This is a genomic window from Jiangella asiatica (genome assembly GCF_004349065.1).
GTDB lineage: Bacteria > Actinomycetota > Actinomycetes > Jiangellales > Jiangellaceae > Jiangella > Jiangella asiatica.
The window spans coordinates 162147-184615 of the sequence record NZ_SMKZ01000002.1 but is presented as its reverse complement, the minus strand read 5'-3'; the positions used below and the strand labels follow the sequence as shown (position 1 = coordinate 184615).

General features: G+C 71.6%; 22 protein-coding genes. 7 read left to right on the top strand and 15 right to left on the bottom strand.

Features of this window, described 5'->3' with window-relative positions; genetic code table 11:
• Position 1 precedes the first annotated feature (1 nt).
• Entirely contained in the window at positions 2-931 is a 930-nt protein-coding gene (locus tag E1269_RS02775) for a dihydrodipicolinate synthase family protein (RefSeq protein WP_131890850.1), read from the bottom strand.
• Positions 928-2097 (bottom strand): mandelate racemase/muconate lactonizing enzyme family protein, encoded by a 1170-nt coding sequence (locus E1269_RS02770; RefSeq protein ID WP_131890847.1) that lies wholly within the window; start codon positions 2095-2097, stop codon positions 928-930. The genes E1269_RS02775 and E1269_RS02770 overlap by 4 nt, the downstream gene beginning before the upstream one ends.
• A 180-nt stretch (positions 2098-2277) precedes the next feature.
• Between E1269_RS02770 and E1269_RS02765 the strand changes: the two genes are divergently transcribed.
• Positions 2278-3039, top strand: a complete 762-nt coding sequence (locus E1269_RS02765) for an NAD-dependent epimerase/dehydratase family protein (protein ID WP_131890844.1) — start codon at positions 2278-2280, stop codon at positions 3037-3039.
• Between the two features lie 183 nt (positions 3040-3222).
• Here E1269_RS02765 and E1269_RS33710 read toward each other — a convergent pair whose 3' ends face one another.
• Together E1269_RS33710 and E1269_RS32080 are read right to left on the bottom strand one after the other, a co-directional pair.
• Entirely contained in the window at positions 3223-6177 is a 2955-nt protein-coding gene (locus tag E1269_RS33710; protein ID WP_162606202.1) for a helix-turn-helix transcriptional regulator, read from the bottom strand.
• A gap of 79 nt (positions 6178-6256) precedes the next feature.
• Positions 6257-6427 (bottom strand): hypothetical protein, encoded by a 171-nt coding sequence (locus tag E1269_RS32080; protein WP_162606201.1) that lies wholly within the window; start codon positions 6425-6427, stop codon positions 6257-6259.
• A gap of 220 nt (positions 6428-6647) precedes the next feature.
• Here E1269_RS32080 and E1269_RS02755 point away from each other — a divergent pair, with 220 nt between their 5' ends.
• The 6 genes from E1269_RS02755 to E1269_RS02730 are packed head-to-tail and all read left to right on the top strand — an operon-like array spanning position 6648 to position 12109.
• Positions 6648-7583: an ABC transporter ATP-binding protein gene (locus E1269_RS02755; protein ID WP_131890838.1), complete on the top strand. Its 936-nt coding sequence runs from the start codon at positions 6648-6650 to the stop codon at positions 7581-7583.
• On the top strand, positions 7580-8434 hold the full coding sequence (locus E1269_RS02750) for an ABC transporter permease (protein WP_131890835.1): 855 nt from the start codon (positions 7580-7582) through the stop codon (positions 8432-8434). The genes E1269_RS02755 and E1269_RS02750 overlap by 4 nt, the downstream gene beginning before the upstream one ends.
• A gap of 32 nt (positions 8435-8466) precedes the next feature.
• Positions 8467-9678 (top strand): sensor histidine kinase, encoded by a 1212-nt coding sequence (locus tag E1269_RS02745; RefSeq protein WP_162606200.1) that lies wholly within the window; start codon positions 8467-8469, stop codon positions 9676-9678.
• A 40-nt stretch (positions 9679-9718) separates the two neighbouring features.
• Positions 9719-10318 (top strand): pyridoxamine 5'-phosphate oxidase family protein, encoded by a 600-nt coding sequence (locus E1269_RS02740; protein ID WP_131890828.1) that lies wholly within the window; start codon positions 9719-9721, stop codon positions 10316-10318.
• Complete coding sequence (locus tag E1269_RS02735; protein WP_131891076.1) at positions 10305-10886, top strand: response regulator; 582 nt, start codon at positions 10305-10307, stop codon at positions 10884-10886. Before E1269_RS02740 ends, E1269_RS02735 begins: the two co-directional genes overlap by 14 nt.
• Before the next feature lie 44 nt (positions 10887-10930).
• Positions 10931-12109, top strand: a complete 1179-nt coding sequence (locus E1269_RS02730) for an ROK family glucokinase (RefSeq protein ID WP_131890825.1) — start codon at positions 10931-10933, stop codon at positions 12107-12109.
• An 84-nt stretch (positions 12110-12193) separates the two neighbouring features.
• On the opposite strand, the gene E1269_RS02725 is transcribed toward E1269_RS02730, so the two are convergent.
• From E1269_RS02725 to atpE, 11 genes are all read right to left on the bottom strand, one after another.
• Positions 12194-13042 (bottom strand): 3-hydroxyacyl-CoA dehydrogenase family protein, encoded by an 849-nt coding sequence (locus E1269_RS02725; RefSeq protein WP_131890822.1) that lies wholly within the window; start codon positions 13040-13042, stop codon positions 12194-12196.
• Positions 13039-14145, bottom strand: a complete 1107-nt coding sequence (locus E1269_RS02720) for a phosphatase PAP2 family protein (protein ID WP_131890819.1) — start codon at positions 14143-14145, stop codon at positions 13039-13041. Before E1269_RS02720 ends, E1269_RS02725 begins: the two co-directional genes overlap by 4 nt.
• Positions 14138-15412 (bottom strand): UDP-N-acetylglucosamine 1-carboxyvinyltransferase, encoded by a 1275-nt coding sequence (gene murA, locus E1269_RS02715; protein WP_131890817.1) that lies wholly within the window; start codon positions 15410-15412, stop codon positions 14138-14140. The genes E1269_RS02720 and murA overlap by 8 nt, the downstream gene beginning before the upstream one ends.
• A gap of 114 nt (positions 15413-15526) precedes the next feature.
• Positions 15527-15967 carry a DUF2550 domain-containing protein gene (locus tag E1269_RS02710; RefSeq protein ID WP_203432798.1) on the bottom strand — a complete coding sequence of 147 codons (441 nt, stop codon included), beginning with the start codon at positions 15965-15967 and terminating at the stop codon, positions 15527-15529.
• A 39-nt stretch (positions 15968-16006) separates the two neighbouring features.
• Positions 16007-16378 carry a F0F1 ATP synthase subunit epsilon gene (locus E1269_RS02705; protein WP_131890814.1) on the bottom strand — a complete coding sequence of 124 codons (372 nt, stop codon included), beginning with the start codon at positions 16376-16378 and terminating at the stop codon, positions 16007-16009.
• A 186-nt stretch (positions 16379-16564) separates the two neighbouring features.
• Positions 16565-18007: a F0F1 ATP synthase subunit beta gene (atpD, locus tag E1269_RS02700; RefSeq protein WP_131890811.1), complete on the bottom strand. Its 1443-nt coding sequence runs from the start codon at positions 18005-18007 to the stop codon at positions 16565-16567.
• A 5-nt stretch (positions 18008-18012) separates the two neighbouring features.
• Positions 18013-19005 (bottom strand): F0F1 ATP synthase subunit gamma, encoded by a 993-nt coding sequence (locus E1269_RS02695; RefSeq protein WP_131890808.1) that lies wholly within the window; start codon positions 19003-19005, stop codon positions 18013-18015.
• Positions 19006-19054: 49 nt separating this feature from the next.
• On the bottom strand, positions 19055-20734 hold the full coding sequence (gene atpA, locus E1269_RS02690; RefSeq protein ID WP_131890806.1) for a F0F1 ATP synthase subunit alpha: 1680 nt from the start codon (positions 20732-20734) through the stop codon (positions 19055-19057).
• 55 nt (positions 20735-20789) lie between these two features.
• Complete coding sequence (locus tag E1269_RS02685; RefSeq protein ID WP_131890804.1) at positions 20790-21653, bottom strand: F0F1 ATP synthase subunit delta; 864 nt, start codon at positions 21651-21653, stop codon at positions 20790-20792.
• A gap of 3 nt (positions 21654-21656) precedes the next feature.
• Positions 21657-22217, bottom strand: a complete 561-nt coding sequence (locus E1269_RS02680) for a F0F1 ATP synthase subunit B (protein ID WP_131890801.1) — start codon at positions 22215-22217, stop codon at positions 21657-21659.
• 14 nt (positions 22218-22231) lie between these two features.
• A complete protein-coding gene (gene atpE, locus E1269_RS02675) occupies positions 22232-22435 on the bottom strand; it encodes an ATP synthase F0 subunit C (RefSeq protein ID WP_131890798.1) in 204 nt (67 codons plus the stop codon).
• Positions 22436-22469 lie beyond the last annotated feature (34 nt).

The following is a 22469-nucleotide window of genomic DNA, read 5'->3' as shown; positions in this document are numbered from 1 at the left end:
CTCACCCCTCCCCGCGCTGGTCGCCACGGGCGATACCCAGGACCTCCAGGATCTCATCGAGCAGCGCCCGGCCGCCGGCGTCCAACGGCTTGGCCGGAAGCCGCACCGTCGCGTGGTCGATGATGCCGCGGTGCACCAGGACCTCCTTGTGCACCGCCCAGGCGATCCCCTGCTGCAGGCCGTGCACGATGAGCGGCAGCAGCCGGCTGAACGCCTCCCGGGCCACCGCGGTGCGCCCGGCCGTCCAGTCGGCCAGGATCGGCGCCAGCAGGTCCGGGAACTCGCAGGCCGGCATGGTGCCGATCGAGCCGCGTGCGTACTCGTCGAGCACGAACTGGGCGTTCTGCCCGCCGAGCACCGCGAAGTCGTCCTCGTCGCCGACGGCGTCGACGACGGCGCCGACCTTGGGCACCGTCGGCGGCGACTCGACCTTGACCGACGTGACCCCGTCCAGCTTGCTCAGCTCGACGATCAGTGCCGGCGACATCGAGACGCCGGTGGCTCCGGGCGCGTCCTGGACCATCACCTCGACGCCCGCCCCATGCGCGAACTCGCCGAGCCGGCCGTAGAACTCCACCAGCTGGTCAGGGCTCGGCTTGACCATGAACGGTGGCAGCACCATGAGCGCCCGGGCGCCGCCGTCGGCGGCCTCGCCCGCCTGCTCGAGGGCGGTGGTGGTGGAGGTACCGTTCACGCCCGCCACGACGGGGACGCTCGCGGCCGCCGCGGCGACGACGTCTCCCAGGATCAGCCGGCGCTCCGCGGCGGTCAGCGCGAACCCCTCGCTGGCCATGCCGAAGACGGCGATCCCGTCGACGCCGCTGGCCAACTGGAACTCGACCAGCCGGCGAAGGCCGGACCGGTCCAGCGAACCGTCGGGTCCGAACGGGGTGGCGAGGATCGGCACGAGGCCGTGGACGGTGTGGCTCATACGGCTCCTGATTCATCGGCGAGCTTACGGACGGCTTCCTCGTCGACGTCGACCCCGAGCCCCGGCCCGGTGGGAAGTGCGAAGGCACCGGGGTGGACCGCCAGCGCGTGCTGGAGGAGGCGTTGGCCGACGTCGACCGATGTGGGCTGGTACTCGAACACGGCCAGGTGCTCCACGGCGGCGCTGACGTGCAGGCCCGCGGCGAGTGCCACCGCGAGCCCGGTCGAGTGGTGCGGCGCCACCGGCACCTGCCGGGCGGCCGCGAGCTCGGCGACGACCACCGCCTCGGTGATCCCGGTCCGCGCGACGTCGGGTTGCGCCACCCGCAGCGCGCGGGCGTCGAGCCACTGCCCGAACTCGTACCGGTTGCGCAGCGCCTCCCCGACGGCGATCGGCAGGCGGGCCTGCCGGACCAGCTCGGCGTGGCCGGCGACGTCCTCCGGCGCCAACGGCGCCTCGAGGAACCATCCGCCACGTTCGGCCAGCCCGTCCGCCAGCCGCAGCGCGTCGGGCACGTCGTAGACCCAGTGCGCGTCGACGGCGACCCGCAGCGCCGGCGCGGCGGCGCGCACGGCGTCGACGGTGGCCAGATCGGCGGCAACGCCGTGGCCCAGGTGCAGCTTCACCGCGGTGGCGCCCCGGCCGACCCAGTCGGCGGCCAGCGCGGCCCGCTCGTCGTCGGTGGTGCGCGGCAGCCCGGAGACGTAGACGGGGACGTGGTCGCGGAACGCGCCACCGAGCAGCTCGGCGACCGGGCGACCGGCCAGCCGGCCGGCGAGGTCCCAGAGCGCGATGTCGACGGCGGCCAGAGCGTCGGCCTGGTGCCCGACCAGGTGGCCGCGCTCTCGCATGAGGTCGCGCAGCTTCGACCAGGCCGGCCGCGGCCGCCGGGCGTCCATGCCGCGCAGGACCGGGGCAAGCAGGCGATCGACGATGGCGGCGGGCACCTCCGGCGCGACCGGCGCCAGCGCCTCGCCCCAGCCGGCGGTGCCGTCCTCCGCCGTCACCTTGACCAGCAGCGTCTCGAACCGCGACGAGTACAGGCTGCGCCAAGGCTCGCGAACCGTGTACTCCGGACCGATGGTGGCGCCGTCACGCAGGGCACCGAGATACGCCTCGTCGGCGTTGAGCTTGAGCACGAAGGTCTCAATACGGCGAATCAGCATCGGGCATCCGAACAGGGCTTCACCTCATGCAACATATGCGTAACTCTCCCACATAATGCACGCAATCTTCAACATCAGAGTTCAATGCCATGGTGTGTCGAAGGCCCTCGTTGAGCGGCCACCCCGGGCACTTGGGCACTCCCGGTATCGTCAGACCCACCCGTCCCGTGGAGAGGTCCGATGACCACCGTGCTCGTCACCGGCGCGGCCGGCAGGGTCGCCCAGCAGCTCCGGCCCGGCCTCGACGGGGTCGACGGGCTCACGCTGCGCGCGGTCGACGTCCGCGAGGTGACCGGCTGGGACGGCGCCGAGACAGCGGTGGGCGACCTGACCGACGCGGCGTTCACGGCCGCAGCGGTGGCCGGCGTCGACGCCGTCGTGCACCTGGCGGCCAACCCCCGGCCGGAGGCGGCCTGGCCGGAGCTTCGCGGCCCCAACGTGGACGCCGTAGTCACGCTGCTGGACACGGCGTCGACGGCGGGGGTGCGCAAGGTGGTGCTGGCCAGTTCGGTGCACGCGATGGGCGGTTACGTGCAACCGGGCGGTCCGGTGGTGGACCCGTCGTGGCCGGTGCGGCCGTGCTGCCGGTACGGGTCGAGCAAAGCGTTCGCGGAGGCGTACGGCCGGATGGTCGCCGACGCCGGCGGTCCGGCGGTCATCTGCCTGCGCCTCGGCGGCTGCGTGCCCGAACCTGGCGACCTGGGGACGACGATCGGCTGGCTGGCGCCGGGCGACCTACACCAGCTGGTGCGTGCCGCGCTGGCCGCCGACGTCCGCTACGGCACGTACTTCGGGGTGTCGGCCAACACCCGCGGGATGTTCGACTACACGAACGCCACCCGGGAGCTGAGCTACCGGCCGCGGTTCGACTCCGAGGTCTACGTTCCCGGCCTGCCCGACGGCGACGGTGGACTCTGCAGGTGGGCAGCGACTGACACCTGACCTCCCGCGCCGCAGCTGATTGCCATGCAGGCGTCGAACGGCACAAGCCGGTACGCGGACTCGTGCCCGTCGAGGACCGGCCGGACGATACGAAAGTGCCGCTGATCCGTCGTCAGGATGTCCACGGTTCGATGCTCGGAGGCCAGCACCGTGTCGGAGGCATCCGTCAGACCTTCGCGCGGCTCAGGACGCGGCGGTGTTGTCGAGCAGGCCCGCGCGGTGGGCGATGGCCGCCGCTTCACCCCGTCCGGAGGCGCCGAGCTTGGCGAGGATGTTCGACACGTGCACGCTGGCGGTCTTGGCGCTGATGAACAGCTCCTCGCCGATCTCGCGGTTGCTGCGTCCAGCGGCGACGAGGCGCAACACTTCGTGCTCGCGCAGGGTGAGCCCTGCCGTGGCGACGCCGCGTGCGCTGGGCACCCCGGAGACCAGCGGCAGGTGCGCCCTACGGGACAGCTCGTCGATCCATCCTCGGAAGAGCCCCGCGCCCAGCTTCTCGGCCGCGCCGGCGGCATCGCGCAGCGCGTCGGCGGCGGCGTCACGGTTGCCGCCCCCGAGCAGCGCCAGCCCGAGCCGGTACCCGGCGTACGGGATGAGGTGCACGGGCCCTTCGGCCTCGTCGAGTGCGCGCAACGCCTGCGCCCAGGCGTCCGGGTCGTCGCCGCCGCGGCCGGCCAGCTCGGCATCGACCAGCACCGGCCACAGCGAGACCGGCCAGCCGGTGGACGTGTGGGCGGTGAGCTCGCGCACCCAGGCAAGGTCGGCGCTGAGCCCGGAATCGAGGTCGGCGTCGGCGTCGCCGTCAGTGCCCGAGCCGGCCGCGCGGATGCGTGCGCCCAGCGCCTGGGCGCCGGCGAAGGCCAGCGGGAGATCGTACCCGGCGACGGCGGCCAGGACGTCGTCGCCGACGGCCTCGGTGACCACCGCCCATGCCTCGTCGGGACGGTCGGCGACCAGCGCGACGTCGGCGTGCAACCGAGCCACCAGCCGAGAGTCCTGCGGCAGCACGGCCCGCCGGGTCATGCCGGCACGGAGCTTCTCCACCGCCGCCCATGCCGCGTCGACGTCGCCGCGCCACAGCCCCAGCCAGGCCTGCAGCCCGATCATGTGCCGCTCGTGGTTGGGCGGCGGCACCAGCTCGAGCCCGCGCTCGATCATCCGCTCGGCGCGGTCCCAGTCGCCCAGCGCCATCATGGGTTCCGCGGCGTTGCCGGCCAACACCACTCCGGAGGTGCGCTTGCGGCCGCGTTCGCGGGCGTGCGCATAGCCCTCGGTGGCGACGTCGACCGCGTCGCGGTAGCGACCCAGCAGGGTGTAGGCGTCGGACAGATTGACGTAGTAGCGGTGCAAGTGGTCGCGCTCAGCCGTGGCCGTGCCTGCGGCGCGGTGCATCTCGCCCAGCGCCGCCTCGGCGTCACCCATGTGGACCCAGGCCGTGCCGCGGGTGATGCGTGCGGAGGCGACGATACGGGCCATGCCGACAGCCTCGGCCACCCGCTCGGCCTCGTCGGCGACCTCCAGGCACTCCTCGAAGCTCCAGTCGAGCATGAGGGTGGTGGCCAGCCAGTCCAGCGCCTCGGCCCGCTGCAACGACGGCGGGTCGGCCGGGATGAGCTCGCGGGCCTCGCGCAGCGCGTCGATGGCGCCGGGCTTGCCCAACCGGTTGAGGACGTTGCCCTTGTGCGCGAGCAGCCAGCCGGCCCGGCCGGGGTCGGCCTCACGGTCGACCAGCCGCAACGCCTCCTTGACCAGCGACAGCGCGCGGTCGAACTCGCCGGCGGCGTAGGCCTCGGTAGCCGCACGGACCACGACGTCGAGGCGGGAGGAGCCGGCGACGGCGTCGGGCTCTGCGACCTGGTCCCACAACTCCAAAGCGCGTTCCAGCATCTGCTGAGCGGTGGCATGCGCGTAGCCGCGCACCAGCTCGTCGGCCGCGGCGAGCGACCAGGCGAAGGCGCGCTCGACGTCGTGCGCGGAGTACCAGTGGTGCGCGATCTCGGCCGCGGTGGGCCCGTTGGCCATGAGCTCCGGGTGCGCCTCGAGTGCCTCGGCGTAGCGCGCGTGCATCCGGGCGTGCTCGCCGGGGAGCATGTCGTCGTGCAGCGCCTCACGCAGCAGCGCGTGCCGAAACGCGTAGCCGTCGCCGTCGACCACGATGACCCCGGAGGAGATCGCCTCGCGCAGCGCCGTCTCCATGGCACCGCTCTGCTTGCCGGAGACCTCCTCCAGCACGGCGTGGTCGACCCGGTTGCCCGCCGCGGACATGAGCCGCAGCAGCCGCTGGGTGTCCTCCGACAACGGCTCGACCCGGACCAGCAGCAGGTCGCGCAGGGACCCGGGCAGCTCCGCGCGGCCGGTTTCGTCATCGACCCAGGCCAGCTCCTCGACGAAGAACGGGATGCCCTCGCTGCGCTGGAAGATGCGGTCGACGTGGCCGCGTTCGAGCGGCCGGCCGAGCAGGCCGCGCAGCTGGGCGACGACCTCGTCGTGGTCGAGCCGCGGCAGCTCGATGCGGTGCACCTGGCGCAGGCGGTCCAGCTCGGCCAGCAGCGGCCGCAGCGGGTGACCGCGGTGGAGCTCGTCGGTGCGGTACGTGACCAGGATGAGCAGCTTGGTGTCGCGGACGCCGCGGGCCACGAAGCGCAGCAGGTCGCGGCTGGCGCGGTCGGCCCACTGGAGATCCTCGAGCAGCACGACCAGCGGATGCTCGGCCGCCGCCCGCTCCAACAGGGACGTGACGACCTCGTACAGCCGGCCGCGGCCCTCCGGACCGTCGGCCGGCGGGTCGCCGAGCTCCGGCAGTAGGCTGGCCAGCCGCTCGCTGCCCGGACCGGCCAGCTCGATCAGCCCGGCCGTGCCGACCTCGCCGTGCAGGCCGCGCACCGCGCCGACGAACGGCGCGAACGCCGGGCCCTCACCGTCGAGCGGCACCGACTGCCCGATCACGGTGCGCGCGCCCAGCCGGCCGGCCTCGGCCGTGAAGTCCTCGGTGAGGCGGGTCTTGCCGATGCCCGCCTCACCGCCGATCAGGACCGTGACCGGCTCGCCCGAGCACGCCTGCGCATACGCCTGACGCAGGTCGGCGAGCTGCCGGTCCCTGCCGACCAAGCTGGCGGATCGAGCGACGTGAATGGCCACGTCATTCATCCTGCCACCAGGCACCGACAGCGCCATCGAATTTCGTCTCCCGGCAGAGTGGCCGCCCGTGCCTGACGTCTCAAGCCGTCCGCGGCTGGGCACCGGTGGCCCGGCGCGCCTTGCGCCCGTCCGAGCGGTCCTTGTCGTCGCGGCCGGACCGGGCCAGCCGGTCCTGCCGCACCTCCGCCTGCAGGTCCTTCGACCGCTGGTCGTGGATGATCGATGCTGCGTAGTCCCCGTAGACACCCATGTTTCCCACTCCTCGTTCTCTCTGGGTACGAGCATCGTGCTGAGGCTGCGGGTGACACATCGGGAGACTGCCCCATCCTGCGGCCTCGTCGGCGGGCTAAGGCTCCCTCTGAGGAGCCTTAGACGTCTCACGGCGTCTGAGGGGGTCCACCTGACGGTGGACCCCGGCACCCACCACGCGACGCTCGCGCCCGGGCCGGCCGGTGGCCGATCGTGGAGCCATGACCGAACCGACCGACACCGCCATTCGCGTCCGCGGGCTGCGGAAGTCCTACGCCGGTGTGCCCGCCGTCGACGGGCTGGACCTCGACGTCCGCACCGGCGAGGTGTTCGCGCTGCTCGGCCCCAACGGCGCTGGCAAGACGACCACCGTGGAGATCCTGGAGGGGTACCGGCACCGCGACGCCGGCGACGTCAGCGTCCTCGGACACGACCCCCAAAGCGCCGGCGCCGGTTGGCGCAAACGCATCGGCATCGTGCTGCAGAGCTCCGGCGGCCACGACGAGATCACCGTCGAGGAGCTGGTCGGCCACTTCGCCGGCTACTACCCGGGCGCCCGCGACCCAGACGAGGTCATCGCCGCGGTCGGGCTGGACGAGAAGCGGCGTACCCGGGCCCGGCATCTCTCCGGCGGCCAGCGCCGGCGGCTCGACGTCGCGCTGGGCATCCTGGGCCACCCGGCGCTGCTGTTCCTCGACGAGCCCACCACCGGCTTCGACCCCGAGGCGCGCCGGGAGTTCTGGGCGCTCATCACCTCGCTGGCCGACGGCGGCACCACGATCATCCTCACCACGCACTACCTCGACGAGGCCGAGCACCTGGCCGACCGCCTCGGCGTCATCACCGCCGGGCGGATCGTCGCCCTCGACACGCCGGACCGCCTCGGCGGCCGCGACCAGGACCAGGCGATCGTGGGGTGGACGGAGGACGGCGTGCCGCGCACCGCGCGCACCAGCGAGCCGACCGCCCTGGTCGCCGAGCTGTCCGCCCGGCTGGGCGCCGAGGTGCCAGCGCTCACCGTCACCCGGCCGACGCTGGAGGACGTCTACCTCCGGCTCATCGACGGCGCGGCGACGACGGCGTCGGCGCACCCCTCGCCGTCCACCGCCCGATCCACCATCCAGCCCGCCGACCCGCAGGAGCCAGTGCCCTCATGAGCAGCCTCATCCGCACCGGGCCGGACCGCCGCCCCCATACGGCGTCGCGACCCAGCACGCCGCGCATCGCCGCGGCCCGGACCCGGCTCGAGATCGCGATGTACTTCCGCGAGCGGGACTCCGTCATCTTCTCGTTCCTGTTCCCGATCATCATGCTCGGGATCTTCGCGGTGGCCTTCAGCGAACAGATCGGGCCAGACGAAGGACCGATCGACTTCGCGCAGTACTTCCTGCCCGGCATGGTCGCCTCCGGCATCGCGCTGGTGAGCTTCCAGACCATGGCACTGAGCCTGGCCATCGAGCGCGAGGACGGCACGCTCAAGCGGCTGCGCGGCACCCCGATGCCGCCGATGGCCTACTTCCTCGGCAAGATCGGCATGATCCTCGTCGTCGGTGTCGCGCAGATCGCGCTGCTGCTGGCCGTCGCGGCGCTGGCATTCGGTGCCGAGCTGCCCACCGAGCCGGACCGCTGGCTGACCTTCGCCTGGTGCTACGCGCTGGGCACGGCCGCGGGCACCGTGCTGGGCATCGCGTTCTCGTCGGTTCCGAGGTCGGCGAAGAGCGCATCGGCCGTCGTCGTCGGCCCACTGATCATCCTGCAGTTCATCTCCGGCGTGTTCTTCGTCTACACCGACCTGCCAAGCTGGTTGCAGAACATCGCGTCGGTGTTCCCGCTGAAGTGGACGGCACAGGGCATGCGCTCGGTGTTCCTGCCCGACCACTTCGAGGACGTGGAGGTGTCCGGATCATGGCAGCACGGCTCGACCGCGCTGGTCCTGGCGGTGTGGCTGATCCTGGGCCTGATCGTCTGCGTGCGGACGTTCCGGTGGCGCCGGAGGGACGACGGCTGACGGGGCCGGGCCCGACGGCGTCCGGTGCGGCCGTGGGCACGGCGCCGAGCAGCAGTCTCGCGGACCTGGACACGTTCTGGCAGCGCACCGCGGTAGGCTTCCACGCCGTCTACCTCGGGCTGTTGGGGCTGCTCGCCCTGATGATCGGCAGCTCCGACGACCTGTCCAGCCGAAACCGTCTGATCGGGCTGCTGGTGGTCGCCACCATGGCAGTCGTCTACCTGCTGATCGGCCGCCGGCTGCTGGAGACCGAAGAGCGCGACTGGCGCACGCCGATCCAGCTGACCGTCAGCTGGGCCGGCCTGTACGTGCTCGTCGGCAGCGAGATCTTCGTGGCCTACTTCCTGCTGTTCGGGCTGATCCCACACATCTGGATCTTCCTGTCCACCCGCTGGGCAGTCGCGGCGACGTTCGCCTGCATGGTCGGCCTGGCGCTGGTGGAGGTCGCACGCGACGGCTGGACGCTGGCCGCGGTACGTGACATCGCGCCGCAGGTCGCCATGCAGATCGGGCTCTCCCTGCTCATGGGGCTGTTCATCACGAGCGTGTTCATCCAGGCCGAGAGGCGCGCGGCGCTGATCGACGAGCTCGAACGCACCCGCAGCGAACTGGCCGAGATGGAGCACTCCCGCGGCGTGCTGGCCGAGCGGCAGCGACTCTCCCACGAGATCCACGACACCCTGGCCCAGGGCTTCACCAGCATCCTGACGCTGGCGCAGGCCGTCGAGGTAGCGCTGGACCGCGACCCGGCCGCCGCCCGCGAGCGGCTGGCACTGCTGGAGCGCACCGCCCGTGACAACCTCGCCGAGGCCCGCGCGCTGGTCAGCTCGCTGACGCCGGTGAGCCTGCAGGGCGCCTCGCTGCCGGAGGCGATCGAGCGGATCGCCACCCGGTTCGCCGACGAGACCGGCCTCGACGTCAGAGTCGAGGTCGACGGCCGGGCCCAGCCGCTGGAGCCCAACGTCGAGGTGGTCCTGCTCCGCACCGCCCAGGAGGCGCTGACGAACGTCCGCAAGCACGCCGGGGCCAGCCGGGTCACCGTCGCACTGCGGTTCCGGCCCGGCCCGGGCGGCGCCGCCACGGTCGCCGTCGTCGACGACGGGCGCGGCTTCGAGCCGGTCCGCGCCGCGGGCGACGGGTACGGCCTGCGCGGCATGCGGGCCCGGGTCGAGCAGGTCGGCGGCCGCCTGGAGGTCATCAGCGCGCCGGGCGCCGGCAGCACCGTGCGTGCCACCGTCGCGTGACGACTCCCGCGCCGGGCCATCACGTGCGAGGGTGGCGCCCATGACGCTCGACGACCTCGCGGCACACGCCCGATCCATCATCGATGCCAACCTCTACCTGACCCTGGGGACGGTCGACGCCGACGGGCGGCCGTGGACCTCCCCGGTCTACTTCGCACCGGCGGGCGATCGGGAGTTCTGCTGGACCTCCGCCGTCGACGCCCGCCACTCCCGCCATCTGGCCGAACGTCCGCAGGTCAGCCTGGTCGTCTTCGACTCCACCGTCGAGCCGTACCACGGCCGCGCCGTGTACGCGGTCGGTGAGGCGCGTGAGCTGTCCGGCGACGACGTCGACCGCGCGCTGACCGTCTACCCCCGCGACGACGGCCGCGACGTCACCCGGCTGACCCGGCAGGACGTGACCGGACCGGCACCGTACCGCCTCTACCAGGCGACGGCCTCGGACCTGTGGATCTTGTGCCCGCGCGAGCCGCGGCAGCCCTGCGCGCTCCACGGCCTCGCGACGGACCATCGGGTCTCAGTGACGGGAGCTGACAGCGGCCGTGCCGGTAGCGTGGGCGCCCGTGACGACGTTGCGGCTGCTGCTGGTCGACGACCACCCGGTCGTGCGGACGGGCCTGGCCGGGATGCTCGGCGCTGAGGACGATCTCGAGGTCGTCGGCGAGGCCGGCGACGGCGACGAGGCGGTCACGCTGGCCCGCCAGCTGCGGCCCGACGTCATCCTCATGGACCTGCGGATGCCCCGGCTCGACGGCGCCGAGGCCACCGCGCGCATCGTCGCCGAGTGGCCCGACGCCCGCATCCTCGTGCTCACCACGTACGACACCGACTCCGACATCGTCCGCGCGGTCGAGGCCGGCGCCACCGGTTACCTGCTCAAGGACACCCCGCGGGTGCAGCTGGCCGAGGCTGTCCGGGCGGCCTACCGAGGCGAGACGGTGCTCGCCCCGCCGGTGGCGGCCCGGCTGGTGCGGCGGATGCGCACGCCGGCGGCCCCGCAGCTGACGCCGCGTGAGCGCGAGGTGCTGGCGGCGGTCGCCACCGGGCTGTCGAACGCCGAGGTCGGACGGCGGCTGCACATCGGAGAGGCGACGGTCAAGACGCACCTGCTGCGGGTGTTCGCCAAGCTCGACGTCGACGACCGCACGGCCGCGGTGACGACGGCGTACGGGCTGGGCATCCTCGACCCGCCCGGCGGCCCGAGCTGAACCCGTCGGCCACCCTCGACAGCCCGCCCAGACATACTTGGGGGATGTCTCCAACGCGCACGCGGGTCTCCCGGCTGGCGTTGCGGCCCACCATCGGCATCGACATCGGCGGCACCAAGGTGGCCGCCGGCGTCGTCGACGTCGACGGGAACATCATCGACCGCACCCGGCGCGAGACACCCAGCAAGAGCAAGAGCGCCCGCGAGGTCGAGGACACCATCGCCGACATCGTCGCCGAGCTGGGTGCGCGGCACCACGTGCTCGCGGTCGGCATCGGTGCGGCCGGCTTCGTCGACGGCACTCAGTCCTCCGTGCTCTTCGCTCCCCACCTGGCCTGGCGCAACGAGCCGCTGCGCGACGCCGTCCAGCGGCGCGTGCGCCTGCCCGTCGTCGTCGACAACGACGCCAACGCCGCGCTGTGGGCGGAGTGCCGCTTCGGCGCCGCCCAGGGCGAGTCCCACGTGGTGTGCGTGAACCTCGGCACCGGCATCGGCGGCGGCGTGGTGCTCGACGGCGTGCTGCACCGTGGCCGGTTCGGCGTGGCCGGCGAGTTCGGGCACATGGTCATCGTGCCCGGCGGGCACCGCTGCGAGTGCGGCAACCGCGGCTGCTGGGAGCAGTACGCCAGCGGCAACGTCCTGGTCCGCGAGGCCCGGGAGCTCGTCGTCAACGACTCGCCGGTCGCCTACCGGATCGCGGAAGCCTGCCAGGGCGACCCGCGGCGCATCACCGGCCCGATGGTCAGCGCGCTGGCCGCGCAGGGCGACCCGGCCGCGCTGGAGTTGTTGGAGGACATCGGGCAGTGGCTCGGGGTCGGCCTGGCCAACCTCGCCGCGGCGTTCGACCCCGGCCTGTTCGTCATCGGCGGCGGCGTGTCCGACGTCGGCGACCTGCTGCTGGAGCCGGCGCGCACGTCGTTTCGCCGAACGCTCACCGGCCGTGGGTTCCGGCCCGAGGCGACGGTGGTTCGGGCGGCCCTGGGCAACGAGGCCGGCCTCATCGGCGCCGCCGACCTCGCCCGGCGCGAGCGCTCACGCCGCCGCGACCGGGCCAAGCTGGTGACGACCCGGCTGCTGCTGCCGCGCCGGCGCGAGGAGCTCACTCACTCCGCGTCCGTGCGCCGCAACACCCGCCGCGCGACCACGACCGGAACCGGCACCGCCATCGAACCGGCGTCGACCCGGCGCGGCAACGGGACATGGCGCCGCCCCACTACTTCGTGACGCCTCCGGCGCCGGCCGCGTCGTCACCTGATCGTTCGTGTCCGTGGGCGCCGCCTCCGCGCGCGATCGGCGTCGACCGCACCGTCAGTACTCGTAGAAGCCACGCCCGGTCTTGCGGCCGAGCTGGCCGGCGTCGACCATGCGGCGCAGGAGCTCGGGCGGGAAGAACTTCGGGTCGGCGGTCTCGTCCCAGATGTTGGCGGTGGCATGGTGCAGGACGTCGACGCCGGTGAGGTCGGTGGTGGCCAGCGGGCCCATTGCGTGGCCGAAGCCGAGCTTGCAAGCGATGTCGATGTCCTCGGCGGTGGCCACGCCGGACTCGTGCAGCTTGACCGCTTCGACCACGAGCGCGCTGATGAGCCGCGTCGTGACGAACCCGGCGACGTCGCGGTTGACGACGATGCACGTCTTGCCGGCGGACTCGGCGAACTCGCGGGCCGTGGCGAGCGTCTGGTCCGAGGTGTGCTGCCCGCGGACCAGCTCGCACAGCGCCATCATGGGCACCGGTGAGAAGAAGTGGGTGCCGACGACGTCCTCCGGACGGCGGGTGGCCGCGGCGATCTTGGTGATCGGGATGGCGCTGGTGTTGGTGGCCAGCACGGCGCCGTCGCGGCAGACGCGGTCCAGCTCGGTGAAGAGCTCCCGCTTGACGTCGACATTCTCGAAGACGGCCTCGACGACGACGTCGGCGTCCGCGGCCGCGTCGAGGGCGGTCGTGGTGGTGATGCGGCCCAGCGCGGCCTCGCGGTCGCTTTCGGACAGACGGCCCTTCTCGACGAACTTCGCGGTGCTGGTCTCGATGGCCGCCCGGCCGCGCGCGACGGCGTCGTCGTCGAGGTCGCGCAGTACGACGTCCCACCCGCCGACCGCCGCCACCTGGGCGATGCCGGACCCCATCAGCCCGGCGCCGATGACTGCCACCCTGCGCGTCATGCCTGTTGCCTTCCTTTCACTGCTTCGTGGTCCGTCACCGCCGGCCCGCCCGTCGGTGCCGGCGTCTCGACGACCGCCGCGTCGCTGACGGGGATCGCCGCGTCGACGACGGTGATCGTGGCCTCCGCGACCGGGGCCGGGGTGCGGGCCGCCCGCCAGCGCTCCCACAGGTGCGCCAGCACCATGACGGCGGCCACGTACAGCCAGCCCATGAGGACGTCGACGACGTAGTGCTCGCCGCCGTAGACCAGCGTGAACGCCATCGCGAGTGGGAAGGCGGCCACGAGGACCCGCAGCGCCCAGTGCCGCGCCAGCGGCCACAGCGTCACCGCGACGAGCATCGCGAAGCCGGCGTGCAGCGACGGCAGCGCCGCGACCTCGTTGGCACCGCCCTGGGCGTCGGACAGCCAGACGTCTGCACTGCGCAGGCCCAGCTCGTTCCAGCCGCGACCGACCAGCCGGTACACCGGATCCTCGATGTCGCCGGTGCGCGCGGCCGCGAACCACGGCGGCGCGGCCGGAAGCAGCACGTACGTGAGCAGCCCGGTGTAGGTCAGCAGCAGCACCCGGCGGATGTAGGACACCCACCGCTGCCGGGACCACATGTAGAACCACGCGGCCAGCGCCCACGGCACCACGAAGTGGCTGAAGTAGACGATGGCAATGCCGACATCCCACCAGCGCACGCTCGACTGGAAGAACTGCTCCTGGAGCCAGACCGTGGGGACGGTGCCGCCGAACAGCCACCTCTCCAGGTCGGCGAGGTCGCCCACGTGCAACGGCATGCCCAGTGTGTCGGCGATGCCACGGGTGTGGTCGTAGAGAATGAGGGCGGCCAGCAGCGGCAGCCAGTCCAGGACCGTGCGCAGGTGCTCGCGCCACGGCCGGCCGATCTTGGCGGCGACCATCCCGATGATGATCCAGCCGGTCTGGCCGACCCGGTCCATCGGAATGCCCTCGACGCCGCTGTAGCCGACCAGGACCACGAGATAGACGCCCAGGCCGATGCGCCCGGGCGTCAGATGCCGGCGAAGAGATCTCCCCGGCGGATCGTCGTCGCCGACGGGCTCACCCGCGACCGGCTCGCTCTTCAGGTCAGTCATCGAAGTGGTCCGGGTCCGGCTCGCGGACGACGTCCGCACCCAGGCCCTGCAACTGACCGACGAAGTCGGGGTATCCCCGATCGATGTGGTGCACCGCCGACACCAGTGTCTCCCCCTCCGCGACCAGCCCGGCCAGCACCAGGCCGGCACCGGCCCGGATGTCGGTGGTGACGACCGGGGCACCGGACAGCACGGGCCGGCCGCGCACTACGGCGTGGTGCCCGTCGATTCGGACCTCGGCGCCCAGGCGGACCAGCTCGTTGACGAACATGAACCGGGCTTCGTAGACGTTCTCGGTGATCATGGCCGTGCCGTCGGCGACGGCGTCCAGCGCGACGATCATCGGCTGCAGGTCGGTCGGGAAACCCGGGTACGGCAGGGTGACGACGTCGATGGCGCGGGGCCGGCCGGACATGGCCACCCGCAGTCCGTCGTCGGTGGACTCCACCACCGCGCCGGCGGCACCGAGCTTGTCGAGGACGATCTCCAGGTGCTCGGGCCGGCCGTTGGTGATGGTGATGTCGCCGCGCGTCATGACCGCGGCGACACCCCACGTGCCGGTCACGATGCGGTCGGGAATGGTGGTGTGCTCGGTCGGCACCATGCGGTCGACGCCCTCGACCCGCAGCGTCGACGTGCCCGCGCCGTCGATCTTGGCGCCCATGTCGCCCAGCATGCGGCAGATGTCGACGATCTCCGGCTCGCGCGCGACGTTGTCGATGACCGTGGTGCCCTTGGCGAGAACCGCGGCCATCAGGATGTTCTCGGTGGCGCCGACGCTGGGGAAGTCGAGCCAGATCGTGGTGCCACGGAGGCCTTGGGGTGCCCGGGCCACGACGAAGCCGTGCTCGATCTCTACCCCGGAGCCCAGCTTCTCCAGGCCGGACATGTGCATGTCGAGGCCGCGCGAGCCGATGGCATCGCCGCCGGGCAGCGCGACGTCGGCGGCGCCGCAGCGGGCCACCAGCGGTCCGAGCACGCAGATGGAGGCCCGCAACCGACGGACGAGGTGATAAGGCGCCTCGTGGTTGATCTTCTCCGGGACGTCGATGACGACGGTGGAGCCCTCGCGGTGGACGTCGGCGCCGAGCTGGCGCAACAGCTCGGCCATGTATTCGACGTCGGTGATGGCCGGCACGTCGTGCAGGACCGTGCGGCCCTCGGCGAGCAGCGCCGCGGCCATGAGCTTCAACGCGCTGTTCTTGGCGCCACTGACCCGCACCTGTCCGCGCAGCGAGCTACCGCCCGTGACCCGAAATCTCTCCACTCGCGCCGAACCTTTCGCCGTTTCCACCCTGCCCGTTCACCGTACGTCCGCCAACGGCGTCCATGATGCCCGGCGATCGCCGGGAACGTGCAGAAACGGTACGCCCTTGAGCGCTCAGCCGACGAACTGACCCCCGGGTGGCGCCGCCTCCAGCCAGGCAAGGAAAGCCGTGGCGGCGGCGTCGGTCATGGACACCTCGACCGTACCGTCGCGGGTGGTGCAGATGAGGACGACGTGGCCGGCCGGCAACTCGTACGTCTCCTCCGCGTCGGGCTCACGACGGCGCTCGACGGCCAGCTCGGTGCGCCGGAAGGTGCGCTTGGGCCAGGTGGTGAAGCTGAAGGTGCGGAACCACTCGAGGGTGTCCCGGCGGTAGCGGCCGATGCCGAACGCCCAGCCGCCGGCCCAGCCGTCGTGGCTGTCGGCGCGCACACACATGTCGAAGCCACCGTCTCGCTGCAGGACGGCGCGGCGCACGTACAGGGCGAGGAGGACCAGCACAGCGGCCAGCGCGAGCGCACCCAGCACGAGCAGCGTCCACGACACCAGCGCCACCGATCACCTCCCCCGAGCGTCGATCCGATGATCTCAGATCTACCGGCTGCTCGCGACGTCAAGCCTGGCCTGGGCCCAACGCCGGGCACCCTCGCCGTCGTCTTCCGCAGCGGCGAGCTCGGCCTCGGCCTCGGCAGTGTCGATCTCACCGGCGAGCTCGGCCTGTTCGGCGAGGATGGCGATGTGGTTCTCCGAGACCGACAGGAAGCCTCCGGACACCGCCACCACGACGGCCTCACCGCTGGTGGAGCGCACCGTCACCGCGCCAGCGACTAGCAGTCCGAGGACCGGCTCGTGACCGGGCATGATGCCGATCTCACCCTCCGGCGTCCGGGCGATCACGATGGAGGCGGTGCCGGACCACACCTGCCGGTCGGCAGCCACCACCTCGACGTTCAGCTCTTCGGCCACGTTGTTTCCCTTCCCACGCTTACGCGGACTCTATCGAGCACTCGGAGGACCGGAGCCGCCGGGTGCGTCGGGTGGGCCGGGAGATTGGCGTGGGGCGCGTCAAAGCGAGCTTGCGAGCAGCGCCCCTAGCCAACTCCCGGCCCACCACGAAAGAGCAGCCAGCGGTTTCGGCCTGAGGGATTCGAGTCAGGACGCGAGCTCCCGCGCCTTCTTCTCCGCGTCCTCGATGTTGCCGACGTAGCTGAAGGCCTGCTCGGGCAGGTGGTCGTACTCACCCTTGGTGATCGCGTCGAAGGACTCCAGCGACTCCTGGAGCGGCACGAACACGCCGGGCTGACCGGTGAACGACTCCGCGACGAACATGTTCTGGGACAGGAACCGCTGCAGCCGCCGAGCGCGGTTGACGGTGACCTTGTCCTCCTCGGACAGCTCGTCGACACCGAGGATGGCGATGATGTCCTGCAGCTCCTTGTACTTCTGCAGGATCTCCTTCACCCTCGTCGCGATGCGGTAGTGGTCCTCGCCGAGGTACGCGGCGTCGAGGATCCGGCTCGAGGAGTCGAGCGGGTCGACGGCCGGGTAGATGCCCAGCTGCGAGATCGGCCGCGATAGCACCGTCCGGGCGTCGAGGTGCGCGAACGCGGTGTGCGGCGCCGGGTCGGTGATGTCGTCGGCCGGGACGTAGATGGCCTGCATCGACGTGATGGAGTGGCCACGCGTGGACGTGATGCGCTCCTGCAGCTCGCCCATCTCGTCGGCCAGCGTCGGCTGGTAACCGACGGCGGACGGCATGCGGCCCAGCAGCGTGGAGACCTCGGAGCCGGCCTGGGTGAACCGGAAGATGTTGTCGATGAACAGCAGCACGTCCTGCTTCTGGACGTCGCGGAAGTACTCGGCCATGGTCAGCGCCGACAGCGCCACCCTCATGCGGGTGCCGGGCGGCTCGTCCATCTGGCCGAACACCAGGGCGGTGTCCTTGAGGACGTCGGCCTCGCCCATCTCGACCCAGAGGTCGTTGCCCTCACGGGTGCGCTCGCCGACACCGGCGAACACCGAGGTGCCGCCGAAGTTGCGAGCGACACGAGTGATCATCTCCTGGATGAGCACCGTCTTGCCGACACCAGCACCACCGAACAGGCCGATCTTCCCACCCTGGATGTACGGGGTGAGGAGGTCGAGCACCTTGATGCCGGTCTCGAGCATCTGCGTGCTGCCCTCGAGGTCGGCGAACGGCGGCGGATCGCGGTGGATCTCCCAGCGCTCGCTGACCTCGATCTCCGACTCGTCGACGTCGAGCGGCTTGCCGAGGGCGTTGAACACGTGGCCCTTGACGCCGTCGCCGACCGGCACCGAGATGCCCCTGCCGGTGTCGCGGACTACGGTACCGCGGACGAGGCCGTCGGTGGGCTGCATCGAGATGGCCTTCACCAACCCGTCGCCGATGTGCTGCTCGACCTCGAGCGTGAGCGTGCGGTCGCCGCCGGCCTCATCGGCCAGCTTCACGTCGACCTCGAGTGCGTTGTAGATGCCGGGCATGTGGCCGCCGCCGAACTCGACGTCGACGACGGGGCCGATGACCCGGACCACCCGGCCGGTGGCGACGGCGGTCTCTTCAACCGTGGCAGTCATGATTCCTACTCGCTCCCTGCGGCCGCCAGCGCGTCCGCGCCGCCGACGATCTCGCTGATCTCCTGGGTGATCTCGGCCTGGCGTGCCGAGTTGGACTGCCGGGTGAGCGTCTCCTGCAGCTCACCAGCGTTGTCCGTGGCGTTCTTCATGGCCCGACGGCGCGCGGCCCACTCCGAGGCTGCCGCGTCCAGCAGCGCCGTGTAGACGAGGTTGCCAGCGTACTGCGGCAGCAGCGCGTCGAGAACCTCGTCGGCCGACGGCTCGAACTCGTACAGCGGCAGCACCTCGGAGCGCTCGCCGCGGCCGTTCGACGACGAGGCGCTGGCGGCCGGCGCGGACTGGCTCTCGGCATCGCCGCGGACGGCGCCGGCCTCGGCGTGGTACAGCTCGTCCGGCACCTCCTCGACCATGATCGGGAACAGCCGGCGGGCCCGAACCTCCTGGGTGACCATGTTGCGGAAGTGCGTCGACACGATGTGGATCTCGTCGACGCCGCCTTCCTCGGTCGGCGTGTTGATCGCCTCGAGCAGGTCGTCGGCGATGCGCCGGGCGTCGGCGTAGGACGGCTTGCCGGTGAAGCCCTGATAGTCGCCACCGAGCTCACGGCCGCGGAACCTGAACCAGGTCACGCCCTTCTTGCCCACGACGTACGGCACCGTCTCCTGGCCCTGGTCGCGCAGCAGCCCGGACAGCGCCTCGCTCTGCCGGATGACGTTGGCCGAGTAGGCGCCGGCGAAGCCGCCGTCGCTGGTGACGACGAGGACGGCCGAGCGGCGCGGTTCCTCGACGCCCTCCAGCAGCGGGTTGTCCAGCCGGGCCCGCTCAGCGGCGGCCTCCATCGCTGTCACCAGCGCCCGGCTGTACGGCCGGGCGGCCTCGGCGTACTGCTGCGCCCGGGCGATCCGCGAGGTCGCGATCAGCTCCTGGGCACGAGTGATCTTCTTGATGGACTCGACGGAGCGGATGCGCTGCCGCAGCTCACGAAGCTGTGCACCCATTAGTCGGACGACCTCCCTTCAGCGCCTCGGTACGGGGTTGCGGCCACGGTCACTCGCCCGTGTCGGGACGGGCGGCTTCCTCGATGTCCTGCCGCTCGCGCTTGCGCCGGCGCAACACCGTCAGGTCCTCCTCGCCCTCGCCGAGAGCCTCGACCGGCTCGTCCTTGATCAGCGGCTGGCCGGACACGGTGACGTACTGCTGCTTGAAGTCGTCGACCGCCTCCTCCAGCGTCTTGACGTCGTCGTCGGACAGCTTGCCCGAGGCCTCGATGCTCTCGAAGACCGAGCCCTGCTCACGCGCGATGAAGTCCAGGAACTCCGCCTCGAACCGGCGGATGTCCTCGACCGGGACCTCGTCGAGCTTGCCGGTGGTGCCCGACCAGATGGCGACGACCTCCCGGCCCACGGGCAGTGGCGAGGACTGCGGCTGCTTGAGCAGCTCCGTCAGCCGCTCGCCACGGTCCAGCTGCGCCTTGCTGGTGGGGTCGAGGTCGGAGGCGAACGCGGCGAACGCCTTGAGCTCGTTGTACTGCGCGAGGTCCAGGCGCAGCGTTCCGGCGACCGTCTTCATCGCCTTGATCTGCGCGTCGCCACCGACTCGGGAGACCGAGATACCCACGTTGATGGCCGGCCGGACACCGGAGTGGAACAGGTCGGTCTCGAGGAAGCACTGCCCGTCGGTGATGGAGATGACGTTGGTCGGGATGAACGCCGAGACGTCGTTCGCCTTGGTCTCGATGATCGGCAGGCCGGTCATCGAGCCACCACCCAGCTCGTCGGAGAGCTTCGCACAGCGCTCCAACAGCCGGGAGTGCAGGTAGAACACGTCGCCCGGGTACGCCTCGCGGCCCGGCGGGCGGCGCAGCAGCAGCGACACCGCACGGTAGGCCTCGGCCTGCTTGGACAGGTCGTCGAAGACGATCAGGACGTGGTAGCCCTGGTACATCCAGTGCTGGCCGATGGCGGAGCCGGTGTAGGGAGACAGGTACTTGAAGCCGGCGGCGTCGGAGGCCGGCGCGGCGACGATGGTGGTGTACTCCAGCGCGCCGGCCTCCTCCAGCTGCTGCCGGATGCCCGCGATGGTGGAGCCCTTCTGGCCGGTCGCGACGTAGATGCAGCGGACCTGCTTCTTCTTGTCGCCACTCTTCCAGTTGTCGATCTGGTTGAGGATGGTGTCGACGGCGACCGTGGTCTTGCCGGTCTGCCGGTCACCGATGATCAGCTGACGCTGACCGCGGCCGATCGGCGTCATGGCGTCAATGGCCTTGATGCCGGTCTGCAACGGCTCGGCGACCTTCTGCCGCTGCACGACGGACGGAGCCTGCAGCTCCAGAGCGCGGCGGCCCTCGGCCTTGATCTCGCCCAGGCCGTCCAGCGGCTGGCCCAGCGGGTCGACCACACGGCCGAGGAAGGCGTCGCCGACGGGTACGGACAGCACCTCGCCGGTACGGCGGACCGTCTGGCACTCCTCGATGCCGGCGTAGTCACCGAGGACGACGACACCGATCTCGCGGACGTCGAGGTTCAGCGCCAGGCCGAGGGTCCCGTCCTCGAACTCCAGCAGCTCGTTGGCCATGGCCGACGGCAGGCCCTCGACACGGGCGATGCCGTCGCCGGCGATGGCGACGTGGCCGACCTCTTCGCGGACGGCGGCCGCCGGCTGGTAGGACTCGACGAAGGCGTTGAGCGCCTCGCGAATCTCCTCGGGACGGATTGTCAGCTCCGCCATCGTTGCTCCTGCTCTCTCGCTCTTCGAACGGTGGTCAGTGTCTGATGTGTGCCGGTCAGCCGACGACGACCTGGCGTCGGGCGGTGTCGAGGCGGCTGGTGACGGTTCCGTCGACGACCTCGTCACCCAGCTCGACCTTGATGCCGCCGACGAGACCTGGCTCGACGATGACGTTCAACAGGACCGGACCGCCGGCCCGGGTGGCCAGCGCTCGTTCCAGCCGCTCGCGGTGCTGGTCGGTGAGCGGGGCGGCGACGTGGACCACCGCCACCCGGCGCTCGCGCAGCTGAGCCGCGAAGTCGGCGACGCGGGCCAGCTCCGCCTCCAGGCTACGCTCCCGCCGGTCGAGCACCGCGTGCTCGACCAGGACGACCGTCTCCGGCGCGGCCTTGCCCTCCAGCAGCGTGCGCACCAGCTGCCGCCGTGCCTCCGGCGGCGCGGCGCGGTCGATCAGGGCCGCGCGCAGCTCACGGTCGCCGCGCACCACCTGGCCGAAACGGAAGATCTCCTCCTCGACGGTGTCGAGACGACCGGCCGACCGACCCGCCAGCAGCACCGACCGCACGCCGAACTCCTCGACCGCCGCGGTGAGGTCGCCGGGGCGCGGCCAGCGTTCACGCACGGCCGCGGCGAGCACGTCGGTCGCGGCGGCCTCGATCCGCTCGCCGACCAGCCGGCGCAGCAGCGCCTCGCGGTCGTCGGCGGAACGACCGGTGTCGGTGAGCGCGCGGCGCACCGACGGGCGGGAGACGAGCAGGTTGGCGAACGCGAACAGAGCGTCACCGACCGCCGACGCGCGGTCGGCGGCCCGGTCGACGATGCTCTCGAACCCTTCTTCCAGAGGGCTCCGCCTGGTCGACGCCAGCGAGCCTTGTTGGCCCAGTTCGGCGTGGCTGTCGCCGAGGGTGTCTTGAGGCATCGCTCACGAGTCCTTACCGGCCAGCGTCGCGGCGTCGGCGGACTCGAGGTCGGCGAGGAACCGCTCGACCACCCGGCGCGAGCGCTCGTCGTCGTCCAGCGACTCGCCGACGACCTTGCCGGCCAGGGTGGTCGCCAGCGTGCCGACCTCGCCCCGCAGCTCGCGCAGCACCTGTTCGCGCTCGGCCTGCAGCTGTGCCTCGGCGCGGGTCGCGACCCGCTTCGCCTCGGCCTCGGCCTCGTCACGCGCCTGCGCGATGATGGTCGCACCCTGCTGCTTCGCGTCCTCGCGGATGCGCGCGGCCTCGCTGCGTGCGTCGGCCAGCTGTGCACGGTACTGCTCCAGGAGGGCCTGCGCCTCGGCCTGCGCCTCTTCGGCCCGCTTCGCACCGCCCTCGATGCTGGCAGCTCGCTCCGCGTACGTCCGCTCGAAGATCGGGAAGACCTTGGCGCGGAGGAAGAAGAACAGCAGCGCGAAGGCGACGAGCCCGACGATCAGCTCAGAGGTGTGCGGCATCAGCGGGCTCGGCCCGTCCTCCGCCGCGATCACCGAGATCGGTGCCATCGAGATAGCCATGATCAGAGGGCGAAGGCGAGGCCGATGGCGATGATGAACAGCGCCTCGGCGAGAGCGAAGCCGAGGATCGCGATGCCCTGGAGCACGCTGCGCGCCTCGGGCTGGCGGGCCACGCCGTTGATGTAGGCAGCGAAGATCAGACCGATACCGACACCCGGGCCAATGGCCGCGAGGCCGAGACCGACCATGTTGAGGTTGCCTTCCATCTTTCTTCCTTTCCCATTAGGTGAAGCTCGTTGT